Source organism: Sphingobium sp. FG58 (genome assembly GCF_057809055.1).
The window spans coordinates 1-25,804 of record NZ_JBMDJF010000022.1 but is presented as its reverse complement, the minus strand read 5'-3'; the positions used below and the strand labels follow the sequence as shown (position 1 = coordinate 25,804).

Genomic DNA, 25,804 nt, shown 5'->3' with positions numbered 1-25,804 from the left:
TCCATGCCTGCGTCGGCAATCAGGGACGGCCTGCCGGGTTCGATCTGACCTGGGCGGCGGCCTTGGACTATGCCGCGGTCGATGACCGGATGGCGCTACCATTGCCTTGGCCCAGGACGATGTTGGCGAGCAACGCGGCATTGCGTCCGAAATGATGGCCGCCCGGCACGACGATCTGCGTTGCGAAGCGGCGCGGAATGGCCGGGCAGGCGCTTTCTTCCTCCAGCGTGCCGCGGATGCAGCGGATGGGGACGTCGCGCAGGCGCATGATCGCGGGTACGGTTGGCTGGGCCTGGGCCGAATCGAGGTTCAGCCATGATGCGAGGTGGAACTGAAAATCGGCGGTCGGCCCAAGCCCCAGCAGCGACAGGCTGGCGATATGGTCGCGCGTTTGCGGGTCGAGCGTGCCGACGATCGCGGGCAGCACATCCGCGCCGAAACTATAGCCGATCATCATGACGCGCGGCCGGTGCCAGCGCGCGCTATAGGCCGCAATGATGTGGCGCAGATCCTGTCCTGCGCCCGCTGGCGTGCGCTGGCTCCAGAAATAGGACAGGCTGTCGATGCCGACGACCGGGATGCCCTTGGCCGCCAGCTGGCTGGCGATGTCGCGGTCCAGCCCGACCCAGCCGCCGTCGCCCGAATAGATGACCGCCATCCTGTCGTCATGGTCGCCGCGCCTGGCTGGCGGCACGATGGTCAGGGGCAGGTCGGCGACGTTGGCGGCGTCGACGGGGCTGAGTATCGGCCCCAGCGCGGCCATCAGGCGCGGCATCCAGCGGGTGCGGTCGGCAAAGCCATGATCGCCCTGGGGCAGGTCGATCAGGCGGGCGTGCGGCACGGCCGCGACGAAGCGCCGGGCGGCGGCAAAATCGACCACCGTGTCGCGCCTGCCCTGGACCACGATCCAGGGCAGTTTGATCCGGCGGTTGGCGACGAACAGCCAGCCGCGGCTGGGCTTTGCAATGGCGTGGGCGGTAAAGCCCGGTGCGGAACACCAGGGCTTGCGGCCTGGCATGTCCGCGCTGAAACCCAGCGATATGACGGCCCGATAGGCACCGTCGGGCCATTGCGCCAGACTGGCATAGGCGAGCGTCGCGCCTGCCGAATAGCCGATGATGATGGGCTTCATATAGGCACGGACGCCCGCGCGATGCTGGACATCGCGCGCCAGTGCGACCAGCGCATAGTTGGGATTGATGCAGCGCTCCCGGCCCCGCTCCAGCGCGCGCAGGAAGGTGGGGGTGGATACGCCCGCCACCAATATGCCGCGCTCCGCCAGATCATGGGCGATGGCCGCCGTGCCTGCGTTCCACCCGCCATCCCCGGACAGGAACAGGGCCGTCGCGCGGGGTGGGTCGCCGGGGCGATAGAGCCGGATTCCCCCAAATGGCGCGAGGCTATAGGCCGACACCTTCACCCCCCGGTCCGCCGAAGCGCTGACCGGCGCACCGACACCGGTGGCGAGCAGCAAGCTGCCGGCAATGAGGGTGGAGATGGTCCGAATGATCCTGCGCATGGCCGGCAACCCCGTTTCAACCGGCAGGCATCATGCGCCGACGCAACTGTCCCGCCATTTACGGGCAGATGACAAGTTCGTCATTTATGGGTCTGCACCCTATGCGCCGCCGCTGCCGATCAGCGCCTGGAGATCGATCAGGGTGCGGGCGAAGGTCAGGCCCTGTGGTCCGGCGACGAAGCGCGCATCCCATTCGGGCGAGAATTTCTCCTTATAGGCGCGGAGTCCTTCAAAGCCGTAGAGCGCATTGCCATGCTGATAGAGCATCGCGCCCAGTCGCGACCAGAAGGGGGCCAGCCGCCGTGCGTCCAGCCCCGAAAGCGGCGCCATACCCAGGTTGAACCAGGCATAGCCCTGCGCCTGCCCCCATTGCATCAGATGGATGAACAGAAAATCCATCGTGCCATAGGGCATATCGTCGCGGTGGCGCATCAGGTCGACCGACAGTTCCGACCGGTCCTGCGTTTTCCATATATTGGCGAAGGCGACGATCTGTCCCTGCACGCGCACGACCGCGCAATCGAAATGCGCCAGATAGGCGGGATCGAAGCGACCGACGCTGAACCCTTTTTCCCGATGCCGCTTGGCCGCGAGCCAGTGCGCCGAAATCTCCGCCAGTTCGTCGATGATTCCAGGCAGGTCGGCGGCAGCGACGATGGCGAAGGTCGCGCCTTCGCGCGTTGCGCGCCGTTCGGCGTAGCGCAACGGCTTGGCGTCCGGCCCCTCCAGCGTGAAGCGGTCGAGCGGGACATGCGCCTCTTCGCCATATTTGGTGATCTGCAACCCCAGTTCGATCGCCAGCGGCAAGGCGGCGGCGCTGATCTGGTAGAGCAGCAGGCGACCCTGCGCGGCATCGACCTGTTCGCGCAGGGTCCAGAGCAGGTCGCTCCATTCCACTTCAGCGCCGACAGGATCGCCCATCACGATCCAGCTATGGCCGCGTATCTGATACATCAGGAAGGCCTGGCCCGTCGCCGACAGCAGGAAGCGCTTGTCGCCGGTCAAGGCCAGATTGGCGTCGGTCCGCTGGGCCAGCGCCATGGCCGCTTCGCTTGGGCCGACGGCGGCGTTGACATCCTGCCGGGCGGGTGCGGCAGGCTGGAAAAGGCGCAGGAACGCGACGCCCGCCAGCAGGATCGCCACGGCAAAGCTGGCCCGCAGGAAACGCGACGCATCCCCACGCCGGGCAAATTGCCACCACAGGTCATTTTGATAATCGACATGCTTATAGGCGAAAAAGCCGATCCAGATCGACAGGCCGACCATCACCGCGACGGTCGCCAGCCAGCCCGGCGAGAAGGCTTCGGCCAGCAGGTGCGTTCGGCGATAAAAGGCCGGACGGGTCCATTGCAGGGCGCCTGCGATCAGCAGCATCACCACCGCTTCCTCATAGTCCAGGCCCTTGAGCAGCGAAAAGGCCGCGCCCGCGATCAGCAGCAGGCGCGTCAGCCAGAAGGCGCCGTCCAGCCGTCGATAGAGGCCAGCCGACAGGATCAGCAGCGCTGCGCCCACAAGGCTGCCGGCCAGATGCGATATCTCGGTCAAGGGCAGGGGGAGCAGGGTGGAGAGGGTTGCGGCCCGGCCCGGCACGGTCGGCAGCGATCCCGATACCAGTAGCACCGCGCCGCCCAGAAAGACCAGCGCGGCCATCATCATGGGTGCAAGGCCCGATGCGACGGCCCGCATACCGATGAGCGTGCGCGCGATCGGCCGGTGCCATCGGCTGCCCTCCTGCAACAGGACGATCACAACGGCCAGGAGCAAAGGCGCGACATAATAGATCAGGCGATAGGCGAGCAGCGCGGCGACCAGTTCAGGCCGTCCCGTGCCGGGCAGTGCGGCCAGCATCACCGCTTCGAACACGCCGATGCCGCCTGGCACATGGGTGATGAGGACGGCGATGATCGCCAGCGTGTAGCCGATGAAGAAGGCGGGCCATTGGTCGAGGCCGATGCCGGGGACCAGAACGAACAGCGCGGCGCTGGCGGCGGCGAGGTCGATCGCGCCGATGCCGACCTGCGCCATGATGCCCGTTGCTGGCGGAACCGGCGCGCTCCAGCCGCGCAGCCGGATCGTGCGTCCGCGCGGCCCCGCCCAGACGACGAGGCCTGCCATCGCGAGCAGCAGCGCGATGCCCAGCGCCCGCAGCAGCTCCGCCGGTCCCGCCAGCGCGCCGATCGCCATGACCTGCGGACGCCACACCAGCATCGCGCCCGCCAGCACGAACACCCCGCTCCAGAAGGTCGCGCTCGCGATCATCACCACGCGGGCGATATCGCTTAAGGGCAGGCCCGCCGCGCTGTAGATCCGGTAGCGCGCCGACCCGCCGGTCAGCAGCGACAGGCCAAGATTATGGCTGAGCGTGTAGCTGGTGAAGGATGCAAGGGCGGCTATGCGATAGGGGAGCGGTCGGCCGATCGCCCGCAATGCCGATACGTCGTAGAGCGTCAGCGTCAGATAGCTTATCGCCGTCAGCGCTGCTGCCGCCAGCAGGCTGGCGGTGGGCAGCATATGCCAGGCCAGCCGGACCTGATGCAGGCGAACATCCTGCAACAGATGGTCGAGCGCCACGAAACCCAAAGCGGCCAGCAGCAGAACGATGCCGACCGAGAGGGTCATGCGATGCCGCTGGAACAGGCGGGCCGCCGTCATGCGATCGATCATGCTGTCATCACCCCCGTTGCCGCGTCCAGATCTGGCTTTTGCACAGCCAGCCGCGCAGCAGGCAGCCCGATATCTTCAAACGGTCGGCGTCGAGCTGCTCGATCGTGGATGAAAAGCTGCGGCCCCTGTCGGGTACAAAGACGTAGCCGGCCCAGCGGCCCGGCCCGCGAGAATGATAATCCTGGAGCAATTCGGTGCCGACCAGATGGGTGACGCCCGCGTCGGCTGCATCGGCAGTGGCGTGGGCATCGGCCCAGCGAACCCAGCCGCATAGCGCATCGCGGCAGGCGCCCGTCGTCACCACCACACTGCCATGCGGATTGACCCAGTTGCCCTCGATCGGGGCTATGGCGAAGGCAGCCTGCGGCAGCAGCAGCGCTCCGGCGAAGATCAGCCACAGGCGGAGGCGCGGCATGGGTCACGCCCTTCCGATAAGGTGGGCGCGCATCATCGCCGCGCGCAACATGGCATAAACCGCATCGACATCGCCGTTCAGCCGATGGCCTCCGGGCAATGCGACCGACTGGGCGTTGGGTTGATGCAGCAAGGGACACAGGCTCGACGTCTCGTCGCGCCCCTGAATACAGAGCAAGGGTGTCCAGCTCAGCTGACGCGCGGTCGGCAGCGCGTCGGTCTCCGCCATGGCGAAGGTGAAGATTTCCGATGGCGACGCCCTATATTCGACCGTCGCCCCCGGCACCACCAGCGCCACCAGCCCGATCGAGGACCGCTCGGCGCGCGGCAGTTGGCTGAGCGCAACATGCATCATGTCCGCGCCATAGGATTGGCCGACCAGCAGCAGCTGTGCCTTGGGGTTGATCCTGCGCGCCTGCCCGATCGCCGTCTCCAGCAGCGCGGTGGCATCGGATGCGGTTCGGGTCGTGCGGAAATAGCGCAGCGAATTGACGCCGACGACCGGTATGCCGTCGGCGACCAGCCTGGCCGCGACATCGGGCGCCATTCCGACGCGAAATCCCATGTCGCCCGACCACAGGATCGCGACCGGTGCGCCTGGCCGGGGATGATAAGGGACAGGGCGCATCGGCGTGAAGAGACCGCCACCCAGATAGCCGATCCAGGCAAATTCCAGCAGGATCGCCACCAGCAGCGCACCGACGGCCACCATCCATCGCCTATTACGCCTGCGCATCATCGGTCGGACCTCTGCTCTGTTATCGTCGTCCTTCTGCGCCCCCATATCCATCGGATCGGTGACCTTTGCATGAACTCTATGTCATGTAGCGGACAGCGCGGCGACAGACGGTGGTGGCTAGAAGGGCGGTGATGATCTGGTCCGCCCGCCCCTTCTACGCGGCCGCCATGGTGCTGGCGTCCTTTGCGCCGCTGTTGGCGACCCGGCTGGAGCGTGCGCCTTCATCCCCTACGGCCGTCAGCGATGCCATGGGCCTGACGTTGGGCGAGGATGACCGCCACCGCATCGTGGTGACCAGCCTGCGCAGCGGCGGCATCGCCGATCGCCACGGTATTCAGGTCGGGGACCAGTTGACCGGCATGGCGGGCCGACCGACGGTGACGCTGGGGGCGGCGCGCAAACTGGTGCGCGCGCCGGGACATTGCGCCATGCCGCTCATGCTCGAACGTCATGGCATTCCCTATCGGACGATAATCTGGCAGTGCGGCAAGGCCGGCATCGGTTAGAAGGATCATTCCCATGGGTCGCAAGATTTTGCTGGTAGAGGATGACCGGACGACCGCCGACTTCATACGCAAGGGGTTGGCCGAACATGGCCATGTCGGCGACCATGCGGCCAATGGCCGCGACGGCCTGTTCATGGCGACCGACGGTGGCTATGACGCGATCATCCTGGACCGGATGCTGCCGGGCATGGACGGGCTGGCGGTGCTAGGCGCGCTGCGGGCGGCGGGGATCGAAACGCCGGTCATCCTGCTGTCCGCGCTGGGATCGGTCGATGACCGGGTGACGGGGCTGACCGCTGGATCGGACGATTATCTGGTCAAGCCCTTTGCCTTTGCCGAACTGCTTGCCCGCCTTGAACTGCTGATGCGCAGGCGCGGGAGCGGCACCCATGTCGAGACCGTCCTCATCTGCGCGACGTTGCGCATGGACCTGCTCAGGCGCGAGGTGAAGCGCGGCGAACGCGCCATCGACCTGCAACCGCGCGAATTTCGCCTGCTGGAATATCTGATGCGGCACACAGGACAGGTCGTCACCCGGACGATGTTGCTGGAAGGGGTATGGGATTATCATTTCGACCCCGGCACCAATGTCATCGACGTCCATATCAGCCGCCTGCGTCGCAAGGTCGATACGGACGGCGACCAACCCCTGATCCATACCGTGCGCGGCGCGGGTTATCGGTTGGGCGAATGAGGCGGGCCGCATGACCGCAAACCGCGCCCTGCGCTGGCTGCGATCGTCCCATGCCCGCTTCATCGGCCTGATCCTGCTGTTGGAACTGGTCTTTGGCGGCGCGCTGTTGCTGTCGGTCACGCAGCTGGTCCACGCCAGTCTGGACGCGGCGGACAATGCCATCGCGCGCGACACGCGCGACACCTTGCTGGAAATCGAACGGCAGGAAGGCCGCCGGGCGCTGGCCAGCGCGGTCACCGCCCATGCGCAGGACGAAAGCGACGCCGTGCTGCTGCTGGCGCAAGCGGATGGCCGCCGGATCGCAGGCAATCTGTCGGGCTGGCCGCCGGTCATTCCCGCCGATACCGCCGGGGTTACGGCGAAGCTCTATCGCATCGGCGACACCGACGCGGCCCCCTATACGATCACCGCGACCCGGTTGCGGGATGGCGCTCGCCTGCTGGTGGGTGAAAGCACCGATGACAGCGACCAGATCCGCCAGACGGTGGAACGCACGCTGTTGACCGCATTGCTGATGGCGCTGCCCCTGGCCATCGTCGCCGCATGGCTTGTGGTGCATATCATCGACCGGCGGATCGGGCATATCGCCGCCACTGCCGCACGGGTAGGCGCGGGTGAGATCGACCGGCGCGTGCCGCTCGACGGATCGGGCGACAGTTTCGACACGCTGGGTCGTACCATCAACCGGATGCTGGATCAGATCGGCGCGCTGCTGGCCGAATTGCGCACCGTCACGGACAGCATCGCCCACGACCTGCGATCGCCATTGACCCGGTTGCGGACGCGGATCGACCGGGCGATGCAGTCGGACAATCCGGCGGTGCTGCGCGAGGCGATCGACGGGATCAGTCGGGAGGCCGACCAGTTGCTGGCGATGCTCGCCACCGCGCTGGAGGTCAGCCGGATGGAGGCGGGGATCGGGCGCGATCGCTTCGTCGCGACCGATCTGGCCGCCATGCTGATCGATATGGGCGAGTTGTACGAACCGGTGAGCGAGGAACAGGGCCGCGCCCTGGCCATATCCATCGCGCATCCCGCGACGCTGCCGGTCCATCGCGAACTGTTGGGGCAGGCGCTGGCGAACCTGATCGACAATGCGCTCAAATATGGGGCGGGGACGATGACGCTCTATCTGAAGGGCGAAGGGGACGAGATTATCGTCGGGCTGGCGGACGAAGGGGCGGGCATCGCGCCCGAACGAGAGGCCGAGGCATTGCGCCGCTTCGGGCGTCTGGACCCTGCCAGGGGGATAGCAGGGGCGGGCCTCGGCCTCTCTCTCGTCGCGGCGGTGGCCCGGATGCACGGAGGGGACGTGCATTTCGACCGTCGCGACGAATATTTTGCCGTGGAAATGCTACTCAGGCGGCAGGCTTAGAAGCGGATAGCGGCAAGGCCATATCCGAGCGACGGGAGCCGGGTCGGGTCAACAGGGGGACACCCGATGCCGACTCCCTGTCGGCGGGGCTTAATTGGAGGCTGGCTTCGGTGCGGTCGTGGTGGTGGTGGTCTTCGAGACCTTCTTGGCGGCCTTGTGCTTTGCGACATGCTGCGTCGGCTTGGCCGCAGCAGTGGCGGCCGAGGCAACGAGCGGGGTCGCGAGAACGGCCAGCGAAGCCAGGCTGGTGAGGATCAGGCGGGTTTTCATGGTTCAACTCCTATCAAGCGGTCCGTCCTGGACTGCCTGTTCCTTATGACGCCGACCCTCTGTCGCGAGCGTGACGGGAAGATGAACTTTCAGACAGACGCCATGGGGATCGTCGTCGCCCTGCATCCCGCCGACCTTGCTGATCGCGCCCGAATATCCAGCGTCCGCGCGTCGATGCCGACCATGCGAGGGCCGTCGGACATACATATCCCCCAACCCTGGCAGCGCGTGTGTCGTCCACGCCTTCGCCACGCCAGGCTGCCGGAACGCTAGCGCCTTCAGCCGCGTAGGACGACAACGTCGTTATCTTGGCGATTGGGCGAGAGAGCGCCTATGCATGGTCCGTTGCCTGCGAGGAACGGAGCCAGCCTGATGTCCATGCCGTTGATCATGGCTTTGATATATGTAGCGATGATGTTCGCCGGGGCGGCTTTGGCGCATCGCTATCGCCATGCCCTGCATAATTCATCCTGGCGCATGTATGCGTACACGCTGGCATTCGCTGTCTATTGCACGAGCTGGACCTATTTTGGTGCCGTGGGGAGTGCGGCGACCGGGGGGTGGGATTTCCTGCCCATCTATCTGGGGCCGATCCTGCTCATGGCATTGGGCGGGCGATTTCTCCGTCGGCTAAATGTGGAGGTACATAAGGAAGGCGCAACCTCCATATCGGACTTCATAGCCGCCCGTTTCGGGAAAAGCCGCTCGGTGGCGGCGCTGGTGACCATGATCGCTCTGTTCGGCACCATCCCCTACATCGCCTTGCAGCTTCGCTCTGTCGCGCTCAGCTTTGCGCTGGTTTCGGGAACGCCGGAAAGTACCGGCCCGCTGTTCGTCGCGGCATTCATCCTGGCGATTTTCGCGATCGTCTTTGGCGCCCGCCGCTACCAGGTTTCAGGGCAGAATGAAGCCATATTATTTGCCGTTGCGTTCGAGTCCGTCCTGAAGCTGGGGGCGATCCTGCTGGTGTCGGCGCTTGCCGTCTGGCTAATATGGACCATCCCGGACAGCCAGGCTCTGGCCAGACTGGAGCATTTTCGCGGACGCTTTGCGCTTAATACACTCGACGCTGATTTTCTGGTGACGATGCTGGTTTCGGTCATGGCCATCATGTGCCTGCCCCGGCATTTTTTCATCAGCGTCACGCAGGCACGTCATCCCGATGACATTCTGCGGGCGCGCTGGGGCTTCATCGCCTATCTGCTCCTCACCGTGCTTGCCGTATTACCCATTGCCGGTGCTGGCGTCGCGACGCTGGATCAAGGCGCGATGCCCGATCTGTTCGTCATCAGCCTGCCACAGCAATTCGGCTTCGACCGGCTGACGCTTTTTGTCTTTCTGGGCGGGCTTTCTGCGGCAGTCGCCATGGTCGTGACGGAAACCGTGGCAATTTCCAGCATGATTTCAAATGACCTGTTCGCGCCGATCTTGCTGCGTCGACCTGCACAGGACGTACATGTCGGCGAACAACTGCTCTGGATCCGTCGCAGCACGATCATTGGCCTGATGGCGGCCGCGGTCGGCTATGCCTTGCTGACCCCATCGACGACGCAGCTTGCGTCGGTGGGGCTGATCGCCTTTGTCGCGATGGCGCAATGCACGCCCGCGCTGATCTTCGCGGTCTATCGGACCGACAATGACGCGCTGGCGGCCAAGGTCAGCCTTATCGTCGGCTTCCTGCTTTGGTTTGTGCTGCTTTTCCTGCCGGCCATCAGCGGTAACCATATGGGCGAAGATGCGCGCGCGATGATCCCGCTCGCCGCGTTCGAGCATCTGAGCGCTGTCACATCCGGCGCGATTATCAGCCTTAGCGGCAACCTGCTTGCCTATCTGCTGATGGCCGCGCGCAAGGTCGGCAAGGATGGCATCGGCAAGGTCCATATCAGGCAGCGCGGTGTTTCGTCCATTTCGACCGTCGGCGGGCTGATTGATCTGGTCACGCGCTTTGTCGGCACGGATCTGGCAACCGAAGCGTTCGGGCCGGATGGCGATCGGGATCGACCGATCGACCGCCCCAGCGCGCGCACGGCGGAACGACTGATCGGCAGCGTTGTAGGGGTGCCATCGGCGCGCGCCATCATGGCGTCGGCGATTTCAGGCCAGGGCATGGGATTGGCCGATGTCACGCAGATGCTCGATGCATCGGGGCAATCACTCCATTTTTCGCAAGGCCTGCTGGCCGCGACCCTGGAGAACATCGACATCGGCGTCAGCGTGGTGGATCGCGATCTTCGGCTGATCGCCTGGAATGGCCGCTATCTGGAGCTGTTTACCTACCCGCCCGGCCTTGTTCGCATTGGCGTCCCCGTCGCCGAGCTGATCCGTTACAATGCCGAGCGCGGCGATTGCGGTCCGGGCGAGGTAGAGGATCATGTCGCCCGCCGCCTCGACCATATGCGCAGCCGCAGCCACCATAGTTTCGAGCGAAATCGCGCAGACGGTCGCGTTATCAAGACGGTCGGCGGGCCGATGCCGGATGGCGGCTATGTCATGTCCTTCACCGACATCACCATAGAGGCCCAGGCGAGAGCTGCGACAGAAACGGCGCGCAAGAATCTGGAAAGCGCGGTCGTGGAACGGACGGCCGAACTTTCCGAAGTAAATGATAAGCTTGCCAGGGCTATGCGGGACAAGACGCGATTCCTGGCCGCAGCCAGCCACGATTTGTTGCAGCCGCTTCATGCCGCCATGCTGTTTTCAGCCGCGCTGCGCCGACGGCTGGAGACCGGTGAGCAGGCGATACTCGATCGGCTCGACCGTTCGATCGAGGCGGCAAACGATCTGCTGCGGGCGCTGCTCGACATTTCCAAGCTGGACGCGGGGGGCGTTCAGATTGCCCCTGACCGATTTGCCGTTCGACCGCTGCTGGTCGATCTGGCGGAGGGTTTTGCGCCCCTGGCAGCGGAAAAGGGATTACGCCTGCGGATAGGTCCAAGCGATGGCTGGGTCGAATGTGACCGCACCCTCTTGCGGTCGATCATGCAGAATTTTCTGTCCAACGCCATTCGTTATACCGAAAAGGGCGGGGTGATCATTGCGGCGCGCCCGCGCGGCGCGTGCATCCGGCTTGCCGTTTATGACAGTGGCATAGGTGTTCCGCCCGACAAGCTGACAGACATCTTCCGCGAGTTTGAACGACTGGATCAATCGACCGAAACGGGTATCGGACTTGGCCTTGCCATTGTGGAACGGTCTGCGCCCTTGGTCGGCGGCACCATTACGGTACGATCCCGGCCGGGTCAGGGCAGCGTGTTTTCCATCACTTTGCCATGTGTGCCAGCGCAGGATGCCCCGCCCAAGCCCGCGGTGCATCTTGCCAGCAGCAGCCAGGCATCGCGGAACCTGCTGGTGGTGGATGACGACCCAGCCAATCGGGAGGCGATGCGTGCGGTGTTGGAAGGACTGGGCCATCGCTGCGTGACGGCCGCCGATGAGCGGGAGGCGCTGGCTTGTGCGGCGGCGTTGGACGGCGGGCTGATCGATTACCATCTTGGCGATGGCCGCGATGGCATCGACCTGATCGATGCCCTACGCGTCAATAAGCCGGATATGCCGTTCGCGCTGGTGACTGCGGAGCGGGGACAGGTAATGATCGAGCAAGCCCGCCTTCGTGGGGTTGTAGTCCTGCCCAAGCCATTGACGCTGTCCATGCTGGACCAATGGATCTCAGCGCAGACGCAAGGCCGCGATCACCCTGCCTAATGGTCGGCCCCCAGACCTAGCGCACGGGCAGCAAGGGCGGCCTGCGTCCGGTTCTGTACACCCAGCTTTGCCAGCACGGTCGTCATATGCGATTTGATCGTCGATTCCGCGACGCCCATTTCCCATGCAATCTGTTTGTTGAGTTGGCCATTCAGCACGCCCAGCAGGACGCGAAGCTGCGTCGGCGTGAGCGAGGCAACCTTGTCGGCCATATCATCGATATCGTCACGCGCGACCGTCGGCGTCGCTGGACTATGGCCTGCCAGGACGGCGGCAATCGCATTCTCTATCGCCGAGAGATCCTGATCCTTGCCGATGAAGCCGACCGCGCCATAGCGCCGGACTTCTGGTGCCGCGACCAGGGCATCGGCGCTGGATACGACCAATATTGGCACCGACGGACGTTCAGCATGAAGCAGCGCGACCCCGGAGAATCCGACCGAACCCGGCATTTTCAAATCGAGCAGGATGAGCAACAGGTCACTGGCGGCAGAGGCCGCCGCAGTGGCACGGTCGAGTGTCGGGGCTTCGATTATATGGGCATCAGGCGCGACATTGGCTGCCGCCATGACCAGCGCCTGACGAAATAGCGGGTGATCGTCCGCAACCAATATGGTGCCGCCTGTGTTCAGCCCGCTATCCTCTCAATCTGCTTGTGACCCGTTTCACCGTTTAGGGAAAGCGGGAAAAGTGGCGATTGGCGCGTGACACGGTCAGGCACCTGCCATCTGGCTGTCAGCGATCAGGCTTTCGACGACCGATGGGTCGGCCAGGGTCGATATGTCGCCCAGCGTCGACGTGTCCCCTTCAGCAATCTTGCGCAATATGCGCCGCATGATCTTGCCCGACCGGGTCTTGGGCAGGCTTGGTGCGAACTGGATGATATCGGGCGTGGCGATCGGCCCGATTTCATTGCGAACCCAGGCAACCAGTGCCTTGCGAAGGTCATCGCTGGGCTGTTCATGGGCGTTGAGCGTAACATAGGCATAGATGCCCTGCCCTTTGATCGGGTGGGGCATGCCGACAACGGCGGCCTCGGCAACTTTGGCATGAGCGACGAGGGCGCTTTCGACTTCGGCCGTACCCATGCGATGGCCCGACACGTTGATGACGTCATCGACCCGTCCGGTGATCCAATAATATCCGTCATCGTCGCGACGCGCGCCGTCGCCGGTGAAATAACGGCCGGGATAGGTGCTGAAATAGGTCTGGAAGAAGCGCGCATGATCGCCATAGACGGTCCGCATCTGTCCGGGCCAGCTTTTGGCGATGCACAGATTGCCCTCGGTCGCGCCGTCGAGTTCCTGTCCGTTGGCATCGACCAGCAGCGGATAGACGCCAAACAGGGGCTTGGTCGCGGAGCCGGGTTTCAGATCGGTCGCACCGGGTAGCGGAGCGATGAGGATGCCCCCCGTCTCGGTCTGCCACCAGGTATCGACGATCGGGCAGCGGCTATCGCCCACGACACGGTAATACCATTCCCAGGCTTCGGGATTTATTGGTTCGCCCACGCTGCCAAGGATACGAAGCGATGCCCGGCTGGCAGCCTGAACAAAGTCGTCACCTTCGCGCATCAGCGCCCGCAACGCGGTGGGGGCGGTGTAAAATATGGCGACCTGCCATTTGTCGCACACCTGCCAGAAGCGGCTATGGTCCGGATAGTTAGGCACGCCTTCAAACATCAGCGTCGTCGCGCCATTGGCCAGCGGCCCATAAACGACATAGCTGTGGCCTGTCACCCAGCCGATATCAGCGGTACACCAATAGACTTCGCCGGGCCGGTAATCGAACACATGTTCATGCGTCATCGCTGCCCACAGGAGATAGCCGCCGGTGCTATGCAGCACGCCCTTGGGCGTACCGGTCGATCCCGACGTATAGAGAATGAACAGCGGATCTTCGGCCCCCATGGCTTCAGCCGGGCAGTCGGCGGACGCCTGCGCACGCGCGTCGGCATAGGCGATGTCGCGGCCCGGATGCATCGCCACCGCCGCGCCGGTGCGCCGGACGACCAATACGGTTTCGACCGACGTGCAATGGGTAAGGGCGGCGTCGACATTCGCCTTCAACGGCACGGTCTTTCCGCCGCGCAGCCCTTCGTCGGCGGTGACGACCAGACGGGAATCGCAATCGCGAATCCGGCTGGCCAGGCTGTCGGGCGAAAAGCCGGCAAAGACGATGCTATGGATCGCCCCGATGCGGGTGCAGGCCAGCATTGCAAAGGCGGCTTCCGGGATCATCGGCAGGTAGAGCGTGACACGGTCGCCCCGGCGAACGCCATGGGCCTTCAGCACATTGGCGAAGCGACATACTTCCTCATGCAACTGGCGATATGTGATGACCCGGCTGTCGCCGGGATCGTCCCCTTCCCAGATGATCGCGGGCTGATCGCCGCGGCTGTCGAGATGGCGGTCAATGCAGTTGGCGCTGACATTAAGTTGTCCATCAGCGAACCAGCTTATGCCAAAATCCGCTTCATCGAAGCTGCTCTCGTCCGTCCTGGTGAAGGGTACGATCCAGTCGAGCCTTTGCGCTTCGCGCCGCCAGAAAGCATCCGGGTCCGCCTGGACATGCGCATGCATATCTGCTGCCTTTGCGGCTGTGACGCGGGCGTCGACGGCCAGAGCAGCGGACACGGGATAGACGGGCTTGCTCATGGTCTCAGGCCTCTCCAAATTTCTTTGTCGACACCGTAACAAGGTTCCGACGTCGGGGCATCCTCGACCAAGGTCGGATATCATTCCTACCATTGTCCGCCTTCTCCATGACCGCGTGCGCCTGCACTGTGTCATCCACGCCGGATCGTAGACACCCCACACAGAGGGAGAGTCCGGCAGGGAGAGGGCAAATGCCGATTATCAACGCTGTCGAAATGCCGCCCTGGTCGAATTGGCGCTGGGGCATTGCAATGAGCGCGCTGGCTGCGGGCCTCAGCATCAGTCCCGGTGCGATCGCGCAGACCGCCCGTGAAGCGGCTCTGGAGCAGCGGCTTAGCCAGTTGGAAACGGCGCTGGTGACGCTCAGGAGCGAACTGGCGCAGGCACGCGCTGATCAGCAGGAAACGGCACAGAAGGCGGCGACTTCGGTGGAAATCGCGCAAAAGGCGGACAGCCGAGTAACCGCGATGGCTGAAAAGCCCTCCCCCGACGGCTTCCGCGTCGGCGCGACCACGTTCAAACTTGGCGGTTTCGTCAAGGTGGTGGGTAGCGCCACCCGCTATGGTGACGGCGAAGTCGCGAGCGGATCACTGGGCAAGGAATTCTACCTGCCCCAGCAGATTCCGGTTGGCGGCCGGAGCAGCCGTGACGTCATTGGCCATGCGCGCCAGACGCGCTTGGCCTTCAGCACATCCACCCCGCTGGGCGGCAAGGACGTCAAAAGCGTCATCGAATTCGATTTCGCGCTGGCCGCCGCGCCGCTGGGTGCGCAGCGCGCGACCAACCCCTATACCCCGACCTTCCGCCGCGGCTTCATCAGCTATGGCAAATGGCTGATCGGGCAGGAATGGACGACGTTCCAGAACCCCGGCCATCTGCCCGAAAGCACCGATTTCGTGGGACCGATGGACGGTGCGATCTTTGTGCGGCAGATGATGGTCCAGTATAAACAGCCGCTGGGCGGCGGTCTGGATCTCTATCTGGCGGCGGAAAATCCCCAGACCGAGACGGTGACGAGCGTGTCGCCCGCTTTGGTCGACAATGATCAGGATCGTATGCCCGACCTGGTCGCGAAGCTAGCCTATAAGGGCAAGATCGGTGAAATCCATGTGGCGGGGCTGGTTCGCGAACTGTCCGTGCGCAGCAATGGTGTTGGCGACAAGGCGATGGGCTGGGGCATCACCACCGGCGGCAAGATAGCTTTCGGCCCGCAGGGACGGCACGACATCCGGTTTCTGGCGACCTATGGACATGGCATGGGCCGTTATTTTACGGTCGGCTATGCGCCCGACGCCATTTATGACGCAACCCTGGGCAATCAACTGCATGTCGTCGATAATGTCGCTGGTTTCGCCGCGATAAAGCTTGGCTGGACGCCGACTGTCCGGTCGACATTCATGGTCGGATATCAGCATGCCGACTATCCCGATGGCATATTACTGCCTGGGCTGGCCAATCGTGAGGCATATAGTCTGGCGGGCAACCTGTTCTGGTCCCCTGTTAAAAATTTGGACCTTGGTATCGAATATCGCCATGCTCAACGCACAGTCGTCAACGGCCTCACCGGGCAGATGGATCGCGTTGAGATGGCCGCGAAATATAATTTCTAAGGGAGAGGGCACATGGCAACAACATATGACGACGGCCTGCCGAAGCATCATGTAGCGACACAGAATGAAAAGCTGGTCATCGCCGCGTCCTCGCTGGGCACGGTGTTTGAATGGTATGATTTCTATCTCTACGGGCTGTTGGCGACCTATATCTCGGCGCAATTTTTCTCCGGCGTGAACGAGACGACAGGCTTCATCTTTGCCCTGGCGGCCTTCGCAGCCGGTTTTGCGGTGCGGCCGTTCGGTGCGATCGTGTTCGGGCGGGTCGGCGACATGGTCGGCCGCAAAAACACGTTCCTCGTCACGATGGGGATCATGGGTCTTTCGACCTTCGCCGTGGGCCTCTTGCCGAGCTATGCCAGCATCGGCGTGGCGGCGCCGATCATCCTGCTGATCATGCGACTGGCGCAGGGTCTGGCGCTGGGCGGCGAATATGGCGGGGCGGCGACCTATGTCGCGGAACATGCGCCCGAAGGCAAACGCGGCCTCTACACCAGCTGGATTCAGACGACGGCGACCTTCGGCTTGTTTGCCGCGCTGCTGGTCGTCATCGGATTTCGCTATGGGCTGGGTGAAGAAGCATTCGCCGCCTGGGGCTGGCGCTTGCCCTTCCTGATCTCGATCCTGCTGCTGGGCGTGTCGATGTGGATCCGCATGCAGCTCAATGAAAGCCCGGTCTTTCAGAAGATGAAGGATGAAGGCACCACGTCGAAGGCGCCGCTGACCGAAGCGTTCGGCAAATGGGGCAATTTGCGCTGGGTCATCATCGCGCTGCTGGGCGCGGTCATGGGACAGGCCGTGGTCTGGTATGCCGGTCAATTCTACGCGCTGTTCTTCCTTGAAAAGACGTTGAAGGTGGATGGCGCGACGGCGAACATCCTGATCGCCATCGCATTGGCACTCGCAACCCCTTTCTTTGTGTTCTTCGGCTGGCTGTCCGACAAGATCGGTCGCAAGCCGATCATCCTGGGCGGCTGCGCGCTGGCGGCGATGACCTACTTCCCGCTGTTCGGGGCGTTGACCAACGCGGCCAACCCCATGCTGGCCGCGGCGCAGGCTTCCGCGCCAGTGACGATCGTCGCCCATCAGGAGGAATGTTCGTTCCAGTTCGATCCGGTCGGCAAAAACAAGTTCGACAGTTCCAGTTGCGATGTCGCCAAGGCCTATATGGCCAAGACCGGCATCAATTACGCCAACATCGACGCGCCTGCCGGTACGCCCGCCACGGTCAAGGTCGGAACGGTCAGCTTCACCGCGCCTGTTCCCACCGGCATGGCCGGGACCGAGAAGAAAGCGGCAATCGCCGGGTTCCAGGATGCGCTGAAGGTCGGCCTGACGGAGGCTGGCTACCCGCCCAAGGCGGACAATGCCAAAATCAACAAGCCGATGGTGGTGGCGATCCTGTGGGCGCTCGCGATGCTCGTGACGATGGTTTATGGTCCGATTGCGGCCATGCTGGTGGAGCTTTTCCCCAGCCGTATCCGCTACACGTCGATGTCGTTGCCCTATCATATCGGCAATGGCTGGTTCGGCGGCTTCCTGCCCACGACCGCATTCGCGATGGTCGCGGCCACCGGCAATATCTATTACGGCCTGTGGTATCCGGTCGTGGTGGCCGCTGCGACGGTGGTGATCGGGCTGCTGTTCCTGCCCGAAACCTTCCGCCGCAATATCGACGATTAAATCATTGAAAAGCCGGTAACATATGGGGCGACTTCCAACCGGAAGCCGCCCCTTTTTTATAAGCGGCGCGGGGTGCTGTCAGTCCAACTTCGTTGATCGGCCGTCAGTCTCATCCGCTAGGCAGCTGTTAGGGATGGCGCAAAAGCAGCCCGAGTAAAACCGACCATTCTTTGCCGTTCGATGTGCAAATGTACGATCCAGAGTGCGCAAGTTCCGCTTGTAAACGGATCGCGAGCTTAGCCCCCGTATCGGTGGTCTGATCGACCTGTCTCTCCCTGTGATGAACCATGAGAATGGATTTTGGCGGCTTGCCCTGACGGTACAAACTCCGTAACGCTAATCACTATCATTAGCGAATCCGATATGGGGGTTGTTTTGTCCATTTTCCGCGCGGCGCTGTTTGCGTCTGTTTCCTTCTGCGCGTCGGCGGCTTCCGCGCAGCTAGCCCCTGCGTCGGCACCAGATGCGGCCGTGGCGGATAGCGATCAGATCATCGTGACGGGGCGCGCGCAGCGCCTCTACCGCACCGAAACCACGACCGTCGGAAAAAGCGCCGAAGATCCGCTCGACATTCCGCAAGCGTTGCAGGTGATCAACAAGGATCTCTTTGCCGATCAGGGTGCGCGTGATGCGACCGACATTTATCGCAACATTTCTGGCGTCAGTTTCTTCAGCTATGCGGGCGTCACCTTCCGCGGATTTCGCCAGGACCAGTCATTCTACGACGGCATGCGGGGCAATCCGTTCATCGGCTTTTCCGTACCCCAGCTGTTCAATATCGAACGGGTAGAGGTGCTGAAGGGACCGGCTGGGCTGTTCTTCGGTCCGGGGTCGCCCGGCGGCATCATCAATTACGTGTCGAAGGTGCCCGGCGACACCAGCGCCATGCGCCTGGTGGCCACCGCAGGCAATTACGACCGGCGTGGCATATCGGCCGAAGCGACAGGCCCGATCGACAAGGACGGCATCGTCACCTACCGCCTTGGCGGCTTTTACGAGGCGATGAACCCCTATCGGCGCAATACGAAGAATGTGTCGCTGATCGGCGATGGCGGCGTTGCCATCAAGACCAATGACGGCGGTAAGCTGACGCTTCAGGCGACGGTTTACGACAATGATCTTCAGGCAAACCGTCTGCGCGGCATATTGACCGACGATGACGGCAATTTCCTGACCGACATTCGCTGGAATGCCAACGAACCCACCGACTTTCTCCACCTCAAGTCGCAGGCCTATCAGGCGCGTTATGCCACCGCGATCGGAGACCGGGTCACCTTCGATGCCGGGGTTCGCTATTTCAAAGCGACCGAGACGCAACAATATCATGAGCCGCGCGGATTGGTCGCAGGTAGCGACGATCTGGTCGCGCGTGAATTTCGCGATCAGATACGCGATGTCGACGGCCTGTCCTTTTCCGCCAATCTGACGGCGCGCGTCGATCTGCTCGGCATGGAGCATAAATTCCAGACCGGGGCGGACTGGTATGACGAGACGAGCATACTCAATTCGCGCATCCTGCGCACGGACGTCACGCCGCTTAGCCTCAGCAATCCCGTCTATACCAACAGCGCGCGCGATGTCGCGCGGGCCGCTTTGCTGCCCTTTACCGTCACGGATACGCGCACGAAGCGTCAGGGCGCCTATTTTCAGGACCAGATCAGCCTGAGCGAGGCTTTCATGCTGGTCGGCGGCGTGCGCTACGACAAGTTCGAGGATCGCGTGGTCAACGCCGCCTCTTATGAGGATGACGATATCACTTTCCGCACCGGCGCGATCTACAAGCCGCGCAAGGATGTCTCCGTCTATCTGAGTTGGTCGCAAAGCTTCGAACCACAGACGGCCGCAAGTCAGAATGGCGACGTCGGCGGTCCCTTCGCGCCGGTTACCGGCGACCAGTTCGAAGGGGGCATCAAGACCGACCTGTTCGACGGCAGGCTTCAGGCCAATCTGGCCGCCTACCGCATCGTGCGCAAGAATATCCTCCAGGCCGATACCAGCCTGCCGCCCGTCAACGGCCAGGACCAGTTGCGCCCGATCGGCGAGGTGACGAGCAAGGGGTTCGAGATCGACCTGTCCACCGACATTACCGCCAATTGGGTGGCGCTGGTCAATTATGGCTATAACGACACCAAGATCACCGGCACGATCGCGGGACAGGCGATCACCAATGCCGTCGGCAATCGCTTCGCCAATGCGCCCAAGCACAAGGTCGGCTTCTGGACCCGCTATCAGGTGCCGACGATCGATGCCGCCTTTGCGGTGGGCGGTGAGCATGTGTCGAAGCGGATCAGCTTGTCGGGGCAGACCGTGAAACCCTATACGATCTTCGACGCATCGATCACCAAGGGGCTTGGCTTTGCCGAGCTGATGCTGCGCGTCGATAATATGTTCGACAAAGTCTATGCCGCATCGGGCTTTTCGGCACAGAGCGGGCATTTTCCCGGTGAGCCGCGGACATTTCTGGCCGAACTGCGCTTCCAGTTCTGACCATGGATCAGAGGCGCGTGAAAAAGGGCCGGTCGCTCTGGTGGGTGGTGCATAGCTGGATCGGCCTGAAACTGTCGATCTTCCTGACTTTCATCCTGGCGACGGGCACTTTTGCGGTGTTCGCGCATGAAATCGACTGGCTGGCGACGCCCGCAATGCGGGTATCGCCCCGGTCGGAACCCGTCGCGTCATGGGGGGCATGGGCGCAGGCGGCGGCCCGCGCCGCACCGGACGCCCGGCTCCAGACCCTCTACGCGCCGATCGACCCCTGGTTCACGGTCGAGGCCTGGGTCCGTCGCGGCAAGGGCGCGCCGGACCGTGTCTATGTCGATCCGTGGACGGCGGAGGTTACCGGCAGGCACGGCTGGGCCAATGTCCACCGCTTCCTGCGGCAGGCCCATCGCCACCTGATGCTGCCGACGAAGATCGGCATACCGATCGTCTGTTCGCTGGCCCTGCTGCTGGCGGTATCTTTGGTGTCGGGCATCGTCACCTACAAGAAATGGTGGCGCGGCTTCTTTCGAATGCCGCGCGGCGGCGATGGTCGGCGGATGACCGGCGACCTGCATCGCCTGATGGGCTTGTGGAGCCTGTGGTTCGTGGCGCTGATCACGCTGACGGGCCTGTGGTATCTGGTGGAAACGTTGGGCGGGAACGCCAAAGTCCCCAAATTGCCGGAGGTCGTGGCCAGTGCGATGCCCACAGGCGTTGCGCTGGACCGGTTGGTCGCCGTAGCACGCCGCGCCGATCCTGCGCTCTATATTCGGGAAATCCGCTTCACGCCCGACAATGGCGTCATCTTCCTGGGCCAGTCCTCCGCCTGGCTGGTGCGCGATCGCGCCAACGCGGTGGTCGTCGATCCGGCTACGGCGCGGGTCGTGGCGCGGCTGGATGGACGTACATTGAGCGCGCATCAGCGTATTTCCGAAATGGCCGATCCGCTGCATTTCGGTACGTTCGGGGGGCTTTGGACGAAAGCCATCTGGTTCCTGTTCGGCGCTCTTCTCACCGCAATGGCCGTCACCGGCACGATGATCTACGCGATGCGGCTGGCCAGATCGTCGCGATCCGATAGCGGCAGCATGAAGATCGCCTGGCAGGGCATGGGCGCCTGGGGATATATCGGCATTGCCCTTATTCTCCTGACCCTGATCCTGACGCCGGGCGCGATTGGAGGGGCGAGTTGACGGAAATCGACCCTTACCAGACCCTCAGCTATTCCGGCGGGAGTCGACCAGGCCAGGACTTTCGGCAAACTGCTATCGAATGGCTGAATTTCTTAAAGTCAGCTGTCGGCGGAGCGTGTCATTTGCCGCGGGACTGGGGAGGTAGTGCAGGAGGGCCACCGCCAGTCGGCATGGCCCGCCATGTTAACGAATTCTAGCGGACTGGCTCCTATCCTGCGCCACATGCGATTAGCGACGATCACGAACTGGGCCTATGGCGCAACCGTCCTGCTGACGCTCGCCTCGGCAACGACGATGCTGCTGGCGTCCGGCGCGCAGGAGAAGGAGCGTGCGGCTGTCGCGCAGCGCTACCAGCTTGATCAAGCGACCTCGAAAATCGCCGCCGAAGTATCCGCATCGAGTGATCAGGCGCGGGATTTCGTGATCACTGGCGAAAAGTCCCACCTTGCCGCCTACCGTCGCGAGGTGGAAGCCCTGCGCTCGGTGGAGAATCGCGTTCGTCACCTGAAAGATAACGGCGCATCGGCGGATGAATTGGCGGCGCTCACCGAAGCGATGCGTTGGGCCGATAGCCTCCAGGACGAGCAGGTCGAAGCGATCGCGGCTCGCCAGCGTGGCGATGATGACCGTGCGCGTGAAATCCTGTTCGGCGCCGAATATGAACGGGGGCTCGACCGCGTCGCTGGCAATATCGAGCGCTTCCAGTATCGCCTCGACCAGCGCACCGACGAAGAGGTGGCGGCTGCGACGACGATCGCCCGGATCTGGAAGACAAGTTCGGAGATTGTGCTGGGGTTTACCGGCTTCCTGTCGCTGTGCGTCCTCTACTTCATCTTCAAGCGGCGGGTATTGCACCCGGTGGTGCGGTTGAGCGACGTCGTCGGCCGGCTCGCCAGGCAGGACTATGCCGTCGAAGCGCCGGATTACGACCAGATCGACGAGATTGGCGACATGGCTCAGGCCATCCGCATATTTCGCGAGAATGGCCTCGAACGGCAACGGCTAGAAGCTGAACGCGCCGAGGATCAAGCCATGCGTGCCTTGCTGTCGCGGATGACCCAGCGGATGCAGGGCTGCGATACTATGCACGATCTCGAACGGGTCGTATCGGGGTTCATGCCAGAGATCGCGCCCGGACTCGCCGGCCGTCTCTATCGCCTCGATGAATCGCGCAACATCATGGTCGAACGATGCGCGTGGCTGGCACCAACTCATTCGCGGCCAGAGTTTTCGCCGATGGCCTGCTGGGCCTTGCAGCGCGGCGATCTGCATCGGCCACGTGGACAATTGATCGATATCCCCTGCGACCATGTCGATCCGCAGGGCAACACCGACTTGGCCTCGATCTGCCTGCCGCTGATTGCCCAGCGCGTCACGCTTGGGCTGCTCTATCTGGAGCCCTGCGCCGACCTTCCCGAACCCAAGGTCGACATCGGCGAAACCTATCTGAGGGTGCTTGCGGAAAATATCGGCCTGGCCCTTGGAAACCTGCGCTTGCGCGATGCGCTTCGCGAGATGGCGATGGCCGATCCGCTGACGGGCCTCGCCAACCGCCGCCAGCTCGACATGGTACTTGAAGTACAACTGGCCGAGGCGGATCGGCTCGGACGGCCGATCAGCTGCCTGATGCTCGATGTCGACCATTTCAAGCGGTTCAACGACCAGTTCGGCCACGACGCCGGCGACGCCGTACTCCGCGCGCTCGGCAAGATACTGCTGACCATCACGCGCGAGCACGGGCTTGCCTTCCGCTATGGCGGAGAGGAGTTCTTGCTGCTGATGCCGGAACTTGATGCCGAGCAAGCCTGCCAACGCGCCGAAGACATCCGCGCCCGCGTCAAGGCGTTGCAGATGCAGCACGACGGCCGCGAACTCGGACCGATTACGGTCTCGGTCGGAATGGCTTGCGCGCCGCTCCATTGCCGGTTCGACACGCTCGTCAAAACGGCAGATGCGGCCTTGCTTCGCGCCAAGGAAGCCGGGCGTGACCGCATCGTCGTTGCCGAAACGCGCCGTTCAGGACAGAGAGTGGCCTGATCGCGCAAAGGGCCGGCGATCGTCTGCGTCAGCCATCAGAACAGCGCCGCACCCGCGATCAGCGCGGCAGCGAGACGGACAATGCCGGTCAGCCAGTCCCCATGCGATCAGGCAATGAAGGGGAAGGCCAGCGCGATTATGCCCACCAGCGTCATGACGACGCATACCGCCGTTGCAGGCAACAGGGTGAAGCGCTGATGATCGGCCAGATCGATGCCGGCCAAGCTGACGAGCAGATAGGTGGAAGGCACCAGCGGGCTGAGCAAATGGACCGGCTGGCCCATCAGCGATGCGCGCGCGATCGCCATCGGCTCGACTCCGTAATGGGCGCCCGCTTCGGCCAGGATCGGCAACATGCCGAAATAGAAGGCGTCGTTCGAGATGAAAAAGGTGAAGGGTATGGAGAGCAGAGCGGTTATCGGCGCCATATATGGTCCCAGCGCGGGAGGTATGAAGCCCACCACTTCCTTGCTCATCGCCTCCACCATGCCGGTGCCGCCCAATATGCCAGTGAAGATGCCGGCGGCGAAGATCAGCGAGACGACCGACAGGACATTGCCGGCATGGGCGGCAATCCGCTCCTTTTGCTGCGCGACGCCTGGATAGTTGACGATCATGGCGATGGCGAAGGCGATCATCATCAACACGGAGAGCGGCAGGAACAGGGTCGCAGGATCTAGTTTCAGGGCGCTCGCCGCACGCGCGGTCGGCCCGCCCCATGGCGTCAGGTTCATGATGCCGCTCGTCACCAGTCGAAAGAAAACGCCAAGCACGTCCTGCGCGCCTTGAAGGAAAATGCCCGACAAGGCTTCTGGAACGGATCGCTGCCACCGATCGGCTATCGTGTGGTCGCGGCCGAGCAGCGCGGCGCGAAGACAAAGAAGAAGCTAGAGATCGACCCGCTGCACGCCGACACGGTGCGGCTGGCGTTCCGGCTCGCGCTGGAAGGCGATGGCAGGTCCGGGCCGATGGGCGTCAAGACGATCACGAAATATCTCAACGAACGCCGCATCTTCACCCGAGACGGCGGGCGCTGGGGTATCGGCACGGTTCACCGGTTGCTGAGCCGTCCAACCTATGTCGGTCGGCATGAGTTCAACAAGCGCGGCAAAAGCAAGGAACTGAAGCCCGCCCAAGAGGTGATCCCCGTCGAGGTGCCGCCGATCATCGACCAAGCGACGTTCGACGCGGTGCAGGCGCATTTGAAGGCGCGCAGCCCCAAGGTGGAGCACCCGCAGGTCGTCGGCGGCCCGACGCTGCTGACCGGCCTCATCCATTGCGCCAAATGCGGCGGCGCGATGGCCATCCGCACCGGCAAGGGCGGGCGCTATCGCTACTATACCTGTTCGACCAAGGCGCGGCAGGGGCCGACCGCCTGCGAAGGCATGACCGTGCCGATGGAGAAGCTCGACGATCTTGTCGCGGCTCATCTGGAGGAGCGCCTGCTTGATCCCGATCGGCTGGAGGAAGTCCTGTCGGCTGTCCTCGATCGCCGGCAGGAACGATCCGACCGGCGCCGCGAGCATATCGCCGAACTGAACTAGCGCTCCGCCGAGACAGAGTTACGCCTGAAGAGGCTCTATGACGCGATCGAGAGCGGGGTCGCCGATCTCGATGACCCAGCGCTCAAAGATCGTATCGACGGGTTGAAAGCCACCCGCGATCAGGCGCGGGCTGATGCCGAGCGCGCGTCGGCCCTACTGCAAAGCTCAACCCAGCAGGCGATCACGCCCATGATGCTGCGCAGCTTTGCCCGAACCGCCCGCCAGCGCATCCGGTTGGAAGGCGGCGGCTATCGCCGCGATCATTTGCGTGCGCTGGCGCAGCGGGTGGAGGTCGATCAGGGCGAGGTCCGAATCATGGACACCAAGAGCAACCTGTTGCGGCTGCTCGCCGCTAACGGCGTAGGCGCGGCGGCTGGGGGGCAGCATTGTTCCGAAGTGGCGGAGCGGCAGGGATTAATAACCGTGAATAAAAACGGCGGAAATCCAAACTTTTCTTGCACGTTACCTGAGGCTTTACCACACCAGTTCCCACAGGTGCCTCTGCTAATCGTAAAATCACCAGCTTGATAGCATCATGACGGACGATATTGGATGTGTCCAGACACTTTTACTCACGCATGATTGGCCGTTGGTGAATGTCCTGCTCGGAGCCGGGATGCGGGAATAGCTGCGGTTCTCGCGGTGTCGCCTCGCGCTCAGAGCACGAACCCGCTCCGCGGGAGGGTCGCTTGGGGTGACGTAGCGTAGTATTGTTC

General features: G+C 63.2%; 19 protein-coding genes. 11 read left to right on the top strand and 8 right to left on the bottom strand.

Features of this window, described 5'->3' with window-relative positions; translation table 11 throughout:
* Positions 1-67: 67 nt before the first annotated feature.
* From ACODR8_RS17685 to ACODR8_RS17670, 4 genes are all read right to left on the bottom strand, one after another.
* Entirely contained in the window at positions 68-1,519 is a 1,452-nt protein-coding gene (locus ACODR8_RS17685; RefSeq protein ID WP_489008476.1) for an AcvB/VirJ family lysyl-phosphatidylglycerol hydrolase, read from the bottom strand.
* A 99-nt stretch (positions 1,520-1,618) separates the two neighbouring features.
* A complete protein-coding gene (mprF, locus tag ACODR8_RS17680; protein ID WP_489008475.1) occupies positions 1,619-4,183 on the bottom strand; it encodes a bifunctional lysylphosphatidylglycerol flippase/synthetase MprF in 2,565 nt (854 codons plus the stop codon).
* 7 nt (positions 4,184-4,190) lie between these two features.
* Positions 4,191-4,598, bottom strand: coding sequence for a DUF2147 domain-containing protein (locus ACODR8_RS17675; RefSeq protein ID WP_489008474.1), 408 nt, complete (start codon positions 4,596-4,598; stop codon positions 4,191-4,193).
* Positions 4,599-4,601: 3 nt separating this feature from the next.
* Positions 4,602-5,387: an AcvB/VirJ family lysyl-phosphatidylglycerol hydrolase gene (locus ACODR8_RS17670; RefSeq protein WP_489008473.1), complete on the bottom strand. Its 786-nt coding sequence runs from the start codon at positions 5,385-5,387 to the stop codon at positions 4,602-4,604.
* An 80-nt stretch (positions 5,388-5,467) separates the two neighbouring features.
* Here ACODR8_RS17670 and ACODR8_RS17665 point away from each other — a divergent pair, with 80 nt between their 5' ends.
* From ACODR8_RS17665 to ACODR8_RS17655, 3 genes are read left to right on the top strand one after another with little or no spacing between them, the layout of a single operon-like run.
* On the top strand, positions 5,468-5,842 hold the full coding sequence (locus tag ACODR8_RS17665; protein WP_489008496.1) for a PDZ domain-containing protein: 375 nt from the start codon (positions 5,468-5,470) through the stop codon (positions 5,840-5,842).
* A gap of 13 nt (positions 5,843-5,855) precedes the next feature.
* On the top strand, positions 5,856-6,536 hold the full coding sequence (locus tag ACODR8_RS17660; RefSeq protein ID WP_489008472.1) for a winged helix-turn-helix domain-containing protein: 681 nt from the start codon (positions 5,856-5,858) through the stop codon (positions 6,534-6,536).
* Between the two features lie 10 nt (positions 6,537-6,546).
* Positions 6,547-7,911 carry a sensor histidine kinase gene (locus ACODR8_RS17655; protein WP_489008471.1) on the top strand — a complete coding sequence of 455 codons (1,365 nt, stop codon included), beginning with the start codon at positions 6,547-6,549 and terminating at the stop codon, positions 7,909-7,911.
* Between the two features lie 90 nt (positions 7,912-8,001).
* On the opposite strand, the gene ACODR8_RS17650 is transcribed toward ACODR8_RS17655, so the two are convergent.
* A complete protein-coding gene (locus tag ACODR8_RS17650; RefSeq protein WP_489008470.1) occupies positions 8,002-8,181 on the bottom strand; it encodes a hypothetical protein in 180 nt (59 codons plus the stop codon).
* Between the two features lie 390 nt (positions 8,182-8,571).
* On the opposite strand from ACODR8_RS17650, the gene ACODR8_RS17645 reads away from it, so the two are divergent.
* Entirely contained in the window at positions 8,572-11,883 is a 3,312-nt protein-coding gene (locus ACODR8_RS17645) for a hybrid sensor histidine kinase/response regulator (protein WP_489008469.1), read from the top strand.
* On the opposite strand, the gene ACODR8_RS17640 is transcribed toward ACODR8_RS17645, so the two are convergent.
* Both ACODR8_RS17640 and acs read right to left on the bottom strand, forming a co-directional pair.
* Positions 11,880-12,494 carry a LuxR C-terminal-related transcriptional regulator gene (locus tag ACODR8_RS17640; protein WP_489008468.1) on the bottom strand — a complete coding sequence of 205 codons (615 nt, stop codon included), beginning with the start codon at positions 12,492-12,494 and terminating at the stop codon, positions 11,880-11,882. The two genes, ACODR8_RS17645 and ACODR8_RS17640, sit on opposite strands and share 4 nt — an antisense overlap.
* A gap of 102 nt (positions 12,495-12,596) precedes the next feature.
* On the bottom strand, positions 12,597-14,540 hold the full coding sequence (gene acs, locus ACODR8_RS17635) for an acetate--CoA ligase (RefSeq protein ID WP_489008467.1): 1,944 nt from the start codon (positions 14,538-14,540) through the stop codon (positions 12,597-12,599).
* A gap of 191 nt (positions 14,541-14,731) precedes the next feature.
* On the opposite strand from acs, the gene ACODR8_RS17630 reads away from it, so the two are divergent.
* The 5 genes from ACODR8_RS17630 to ACODR8_RS17610 all read left to right on the top strand — a co-directional run bounded on the left by ACODR8_RS17630 (position 14,732) and on the right by ACODR8_RS17610 (position 23,544).
* Positions 14,732-16,150 carry a DcaP family trimeric outer membrane transporter gene (locus tag ACODR8_RS17630; RefSeq protein ID WP_489008466.1) on the top strand — a complete coding sequence of 473 codons (1,419 nt, stop codon included), beginning with the start codon at positions 14,732-14,734 and terminating at the stop codon, positions 16,148-16,150.
* Between the two features lie 12 nt (positions 16,151-16,162).
* A complete protein-coding gene (locus tag ACODR8_RS17625; protein ID WP_489008465.1) occupies positions 16,163-17,833 on the top strand; it encodes an MFS transporter in 1,671 nt (556 codons plus the stop codon).
* 471 nt (positions 17,834-18,304) lie between these two features.
* Positions 18,305-20,320: a TonB-dependent siderophore receptor gene (locus ACODR8_RS17620; RefSeq protein WP_489008464.1), complete on the top strand. Its 2,016-nt coding sequence runs from the start codon at positions 18,305-18,307 to the stop codon at positions 20,318-20,320.
* Positions 20,321-20,322: 2 nt separating this feature from the next.
* Entirely contained in the window at positions 20,323-21,507 is a 1,185-nt protein-coding gene (locus tag ACODR8_RS17615) for a PepSY-associated TM helix domain-containing protein (RefSeq protein WP_489008463.1), read from the top strand.
* Positions 21,508-21,729: 222 nt separating this feature from the next.
* Positions 21,730-23,544, top strand: a complete 1,815-nt coding sequence (locus ACODR8_RS17610) for a sensor domain-containing diguanylate cyclase (protein WP_489008462.1) — start codon at positions 21,730-21,732, stop codon at positions 23,542-23,544.
* Between the two features lie 107 nt (positions 23,545-23,651).
* Here ACODR8_RS17610 and ACODR8_RS17605 read toward each other — a convergent pair whose 3' ends face one another.
* Positions 23,652-24,350 (bottom strand): SLC13 family permease, encoded by a 699-nt coding sequence (locus ACODR8_RS17605; protein ID WP_489008461.1) that lies wholly within the window; start codon positions 24,348-24,350, stop codon positions 23,652-23,654.
* On the opposite strand from ACODR8_RS17605, the gene ACODR8_RS17600 reads away from it, so the two are divergent.
* Complete coding sequence (locus tag ACODR8_RS17600; protein WP_489008460.1) at positions 24,330-25,088, top strand: recombinase family protein; 759 nt, start codon at positions 24,330-24,332, stop codon at positions 25,086-25,088. The genes ACODR8_RS17605 and ACODR8_RS17600 overlap by 21 nt on opposite strands.
* 102 nt (positions 25,089-25,190) lie before the next feature.
* Positions 25,191-25,616 carry a hypothetical protein gene (locus ACODR8_RS17595; protein ID WP_489008459.1) on the top strand — a complete coding sequence of 142 codons (426 nt, stop codon included), beginning with the start codon at positions 25,191-25,193 and terminating at the stop codon, positions 25,614-25,616.
* Positions 25,617-25,804: the final 188 nt, after the last annotated feature.

What these genes read in the sequence shown, in the direction of transcription:
- ACODR8_RS17650 (WP_489008470.1), bottom strand. Translation starts at nt 8,181, where the DNA reads ATGAAAACCCGCCTGATCCTCACCAGCCTGGCTTCGCTGGCCGTTCTC.
- ACODR8_RS17670 (WP_489008473.1), bottom strand. Translation starts at nt 5,387, where the DNA reads ATGGATATGGGGGCGCAGAAGGACGACGATAACAGAGCAGAGGTCCGA.
- ACODR8_RS17645 (WP_489008469.1), top strand. Translation starts at nt 8,572, where the DNA reads ATGGCTTTGATATATGTAGCGATGATGTTCGCCGGGGCGGCTTTGGCG.
- ACODR8_RS17615 (WP_489008463.1), top strand. Translation starts at nt 20,323, where the DNA reads ATGGATCAGAGGCGCGTGAAAAAGGGCCGGTCGCTCTGGTGGGTGGTG.
- ACODR8_RS17655 (WP_489008471.1), top strand. Translation starts at nt 6,547, where the DNA reads ATGACCGCAAACCGCGCCCTGCGCTGGCTGCGATCGTCCCATGCCCGC.
- ACODR8_RS17685 (WP_489008476.1), bottom strand. Translation starts at nt 1,519, where the DNA reads ATGCGCAGGATCATTCGGACCATCTCCACCCTCATTGCCGGCAGCTTG.
- ACODR8_RS17675 (WP_489008474.1), bottom strand. Translation starts at nt 4,598, where the DNA reads ATGCCGCGCCTCCGCCTGTGGCTGATCTTCGCCGGAGCGCTGCTGCTG.
- ACODR8_RS17665 (WP_489008496.1), top strand. Translation starts at nt 5,468, where the DNA reads ATGATCTGGTCCGCCCGCCCCTTCTACGCGGCCGCCATGGTGCTGGCG.
- mprF (WP_489008475.1), bottom strand. Translation starts at nt 4,183, where the DNA reads ATGATCGATCGCATGACGGCGGCCCGCCTGTTCCAGCGGCATCGCATG.
- ACODR8_RS17630 (WP_489008466.1), top strand. Translation starts at nt 14,732, where the DNA reads ATGCCGATTATCAACGCTGTCGAAATGCCGCCCTGGTCGAATTGGCGC.
- acs (WP_489008467.1), bottom strand. Translation starts at nt 14,540, where the DNA reads ATGAGCAAGCCCGTCTATCCCGTGTCCGCTGCTCTGGCCGTCGACGCC.
- ACODR8_RS17610 (WP_489008462.1), top strand. Translation starts at nt 21,730, where the DNA reads ATGCGATTAGCGACGATCACGAACTGGGCCTATGGCGCAACCGTCCTG.
- ACODR8_RS17660 (WP_489008472.1), top strand. Translation starts at nt 5,856, where the DNA reads ATGGGTCGCAAGATTTTGCTGGTAGAGGATGACCGGACGACCGCCGAC.
- ACODR8_RS17625 (WP_489008465.1), top strand. Translation starts at nt 16,163, where the DNA reads ATGGCAACAACATATGACGACGGCCTGCCGAAGCATCATGTAGCGACA.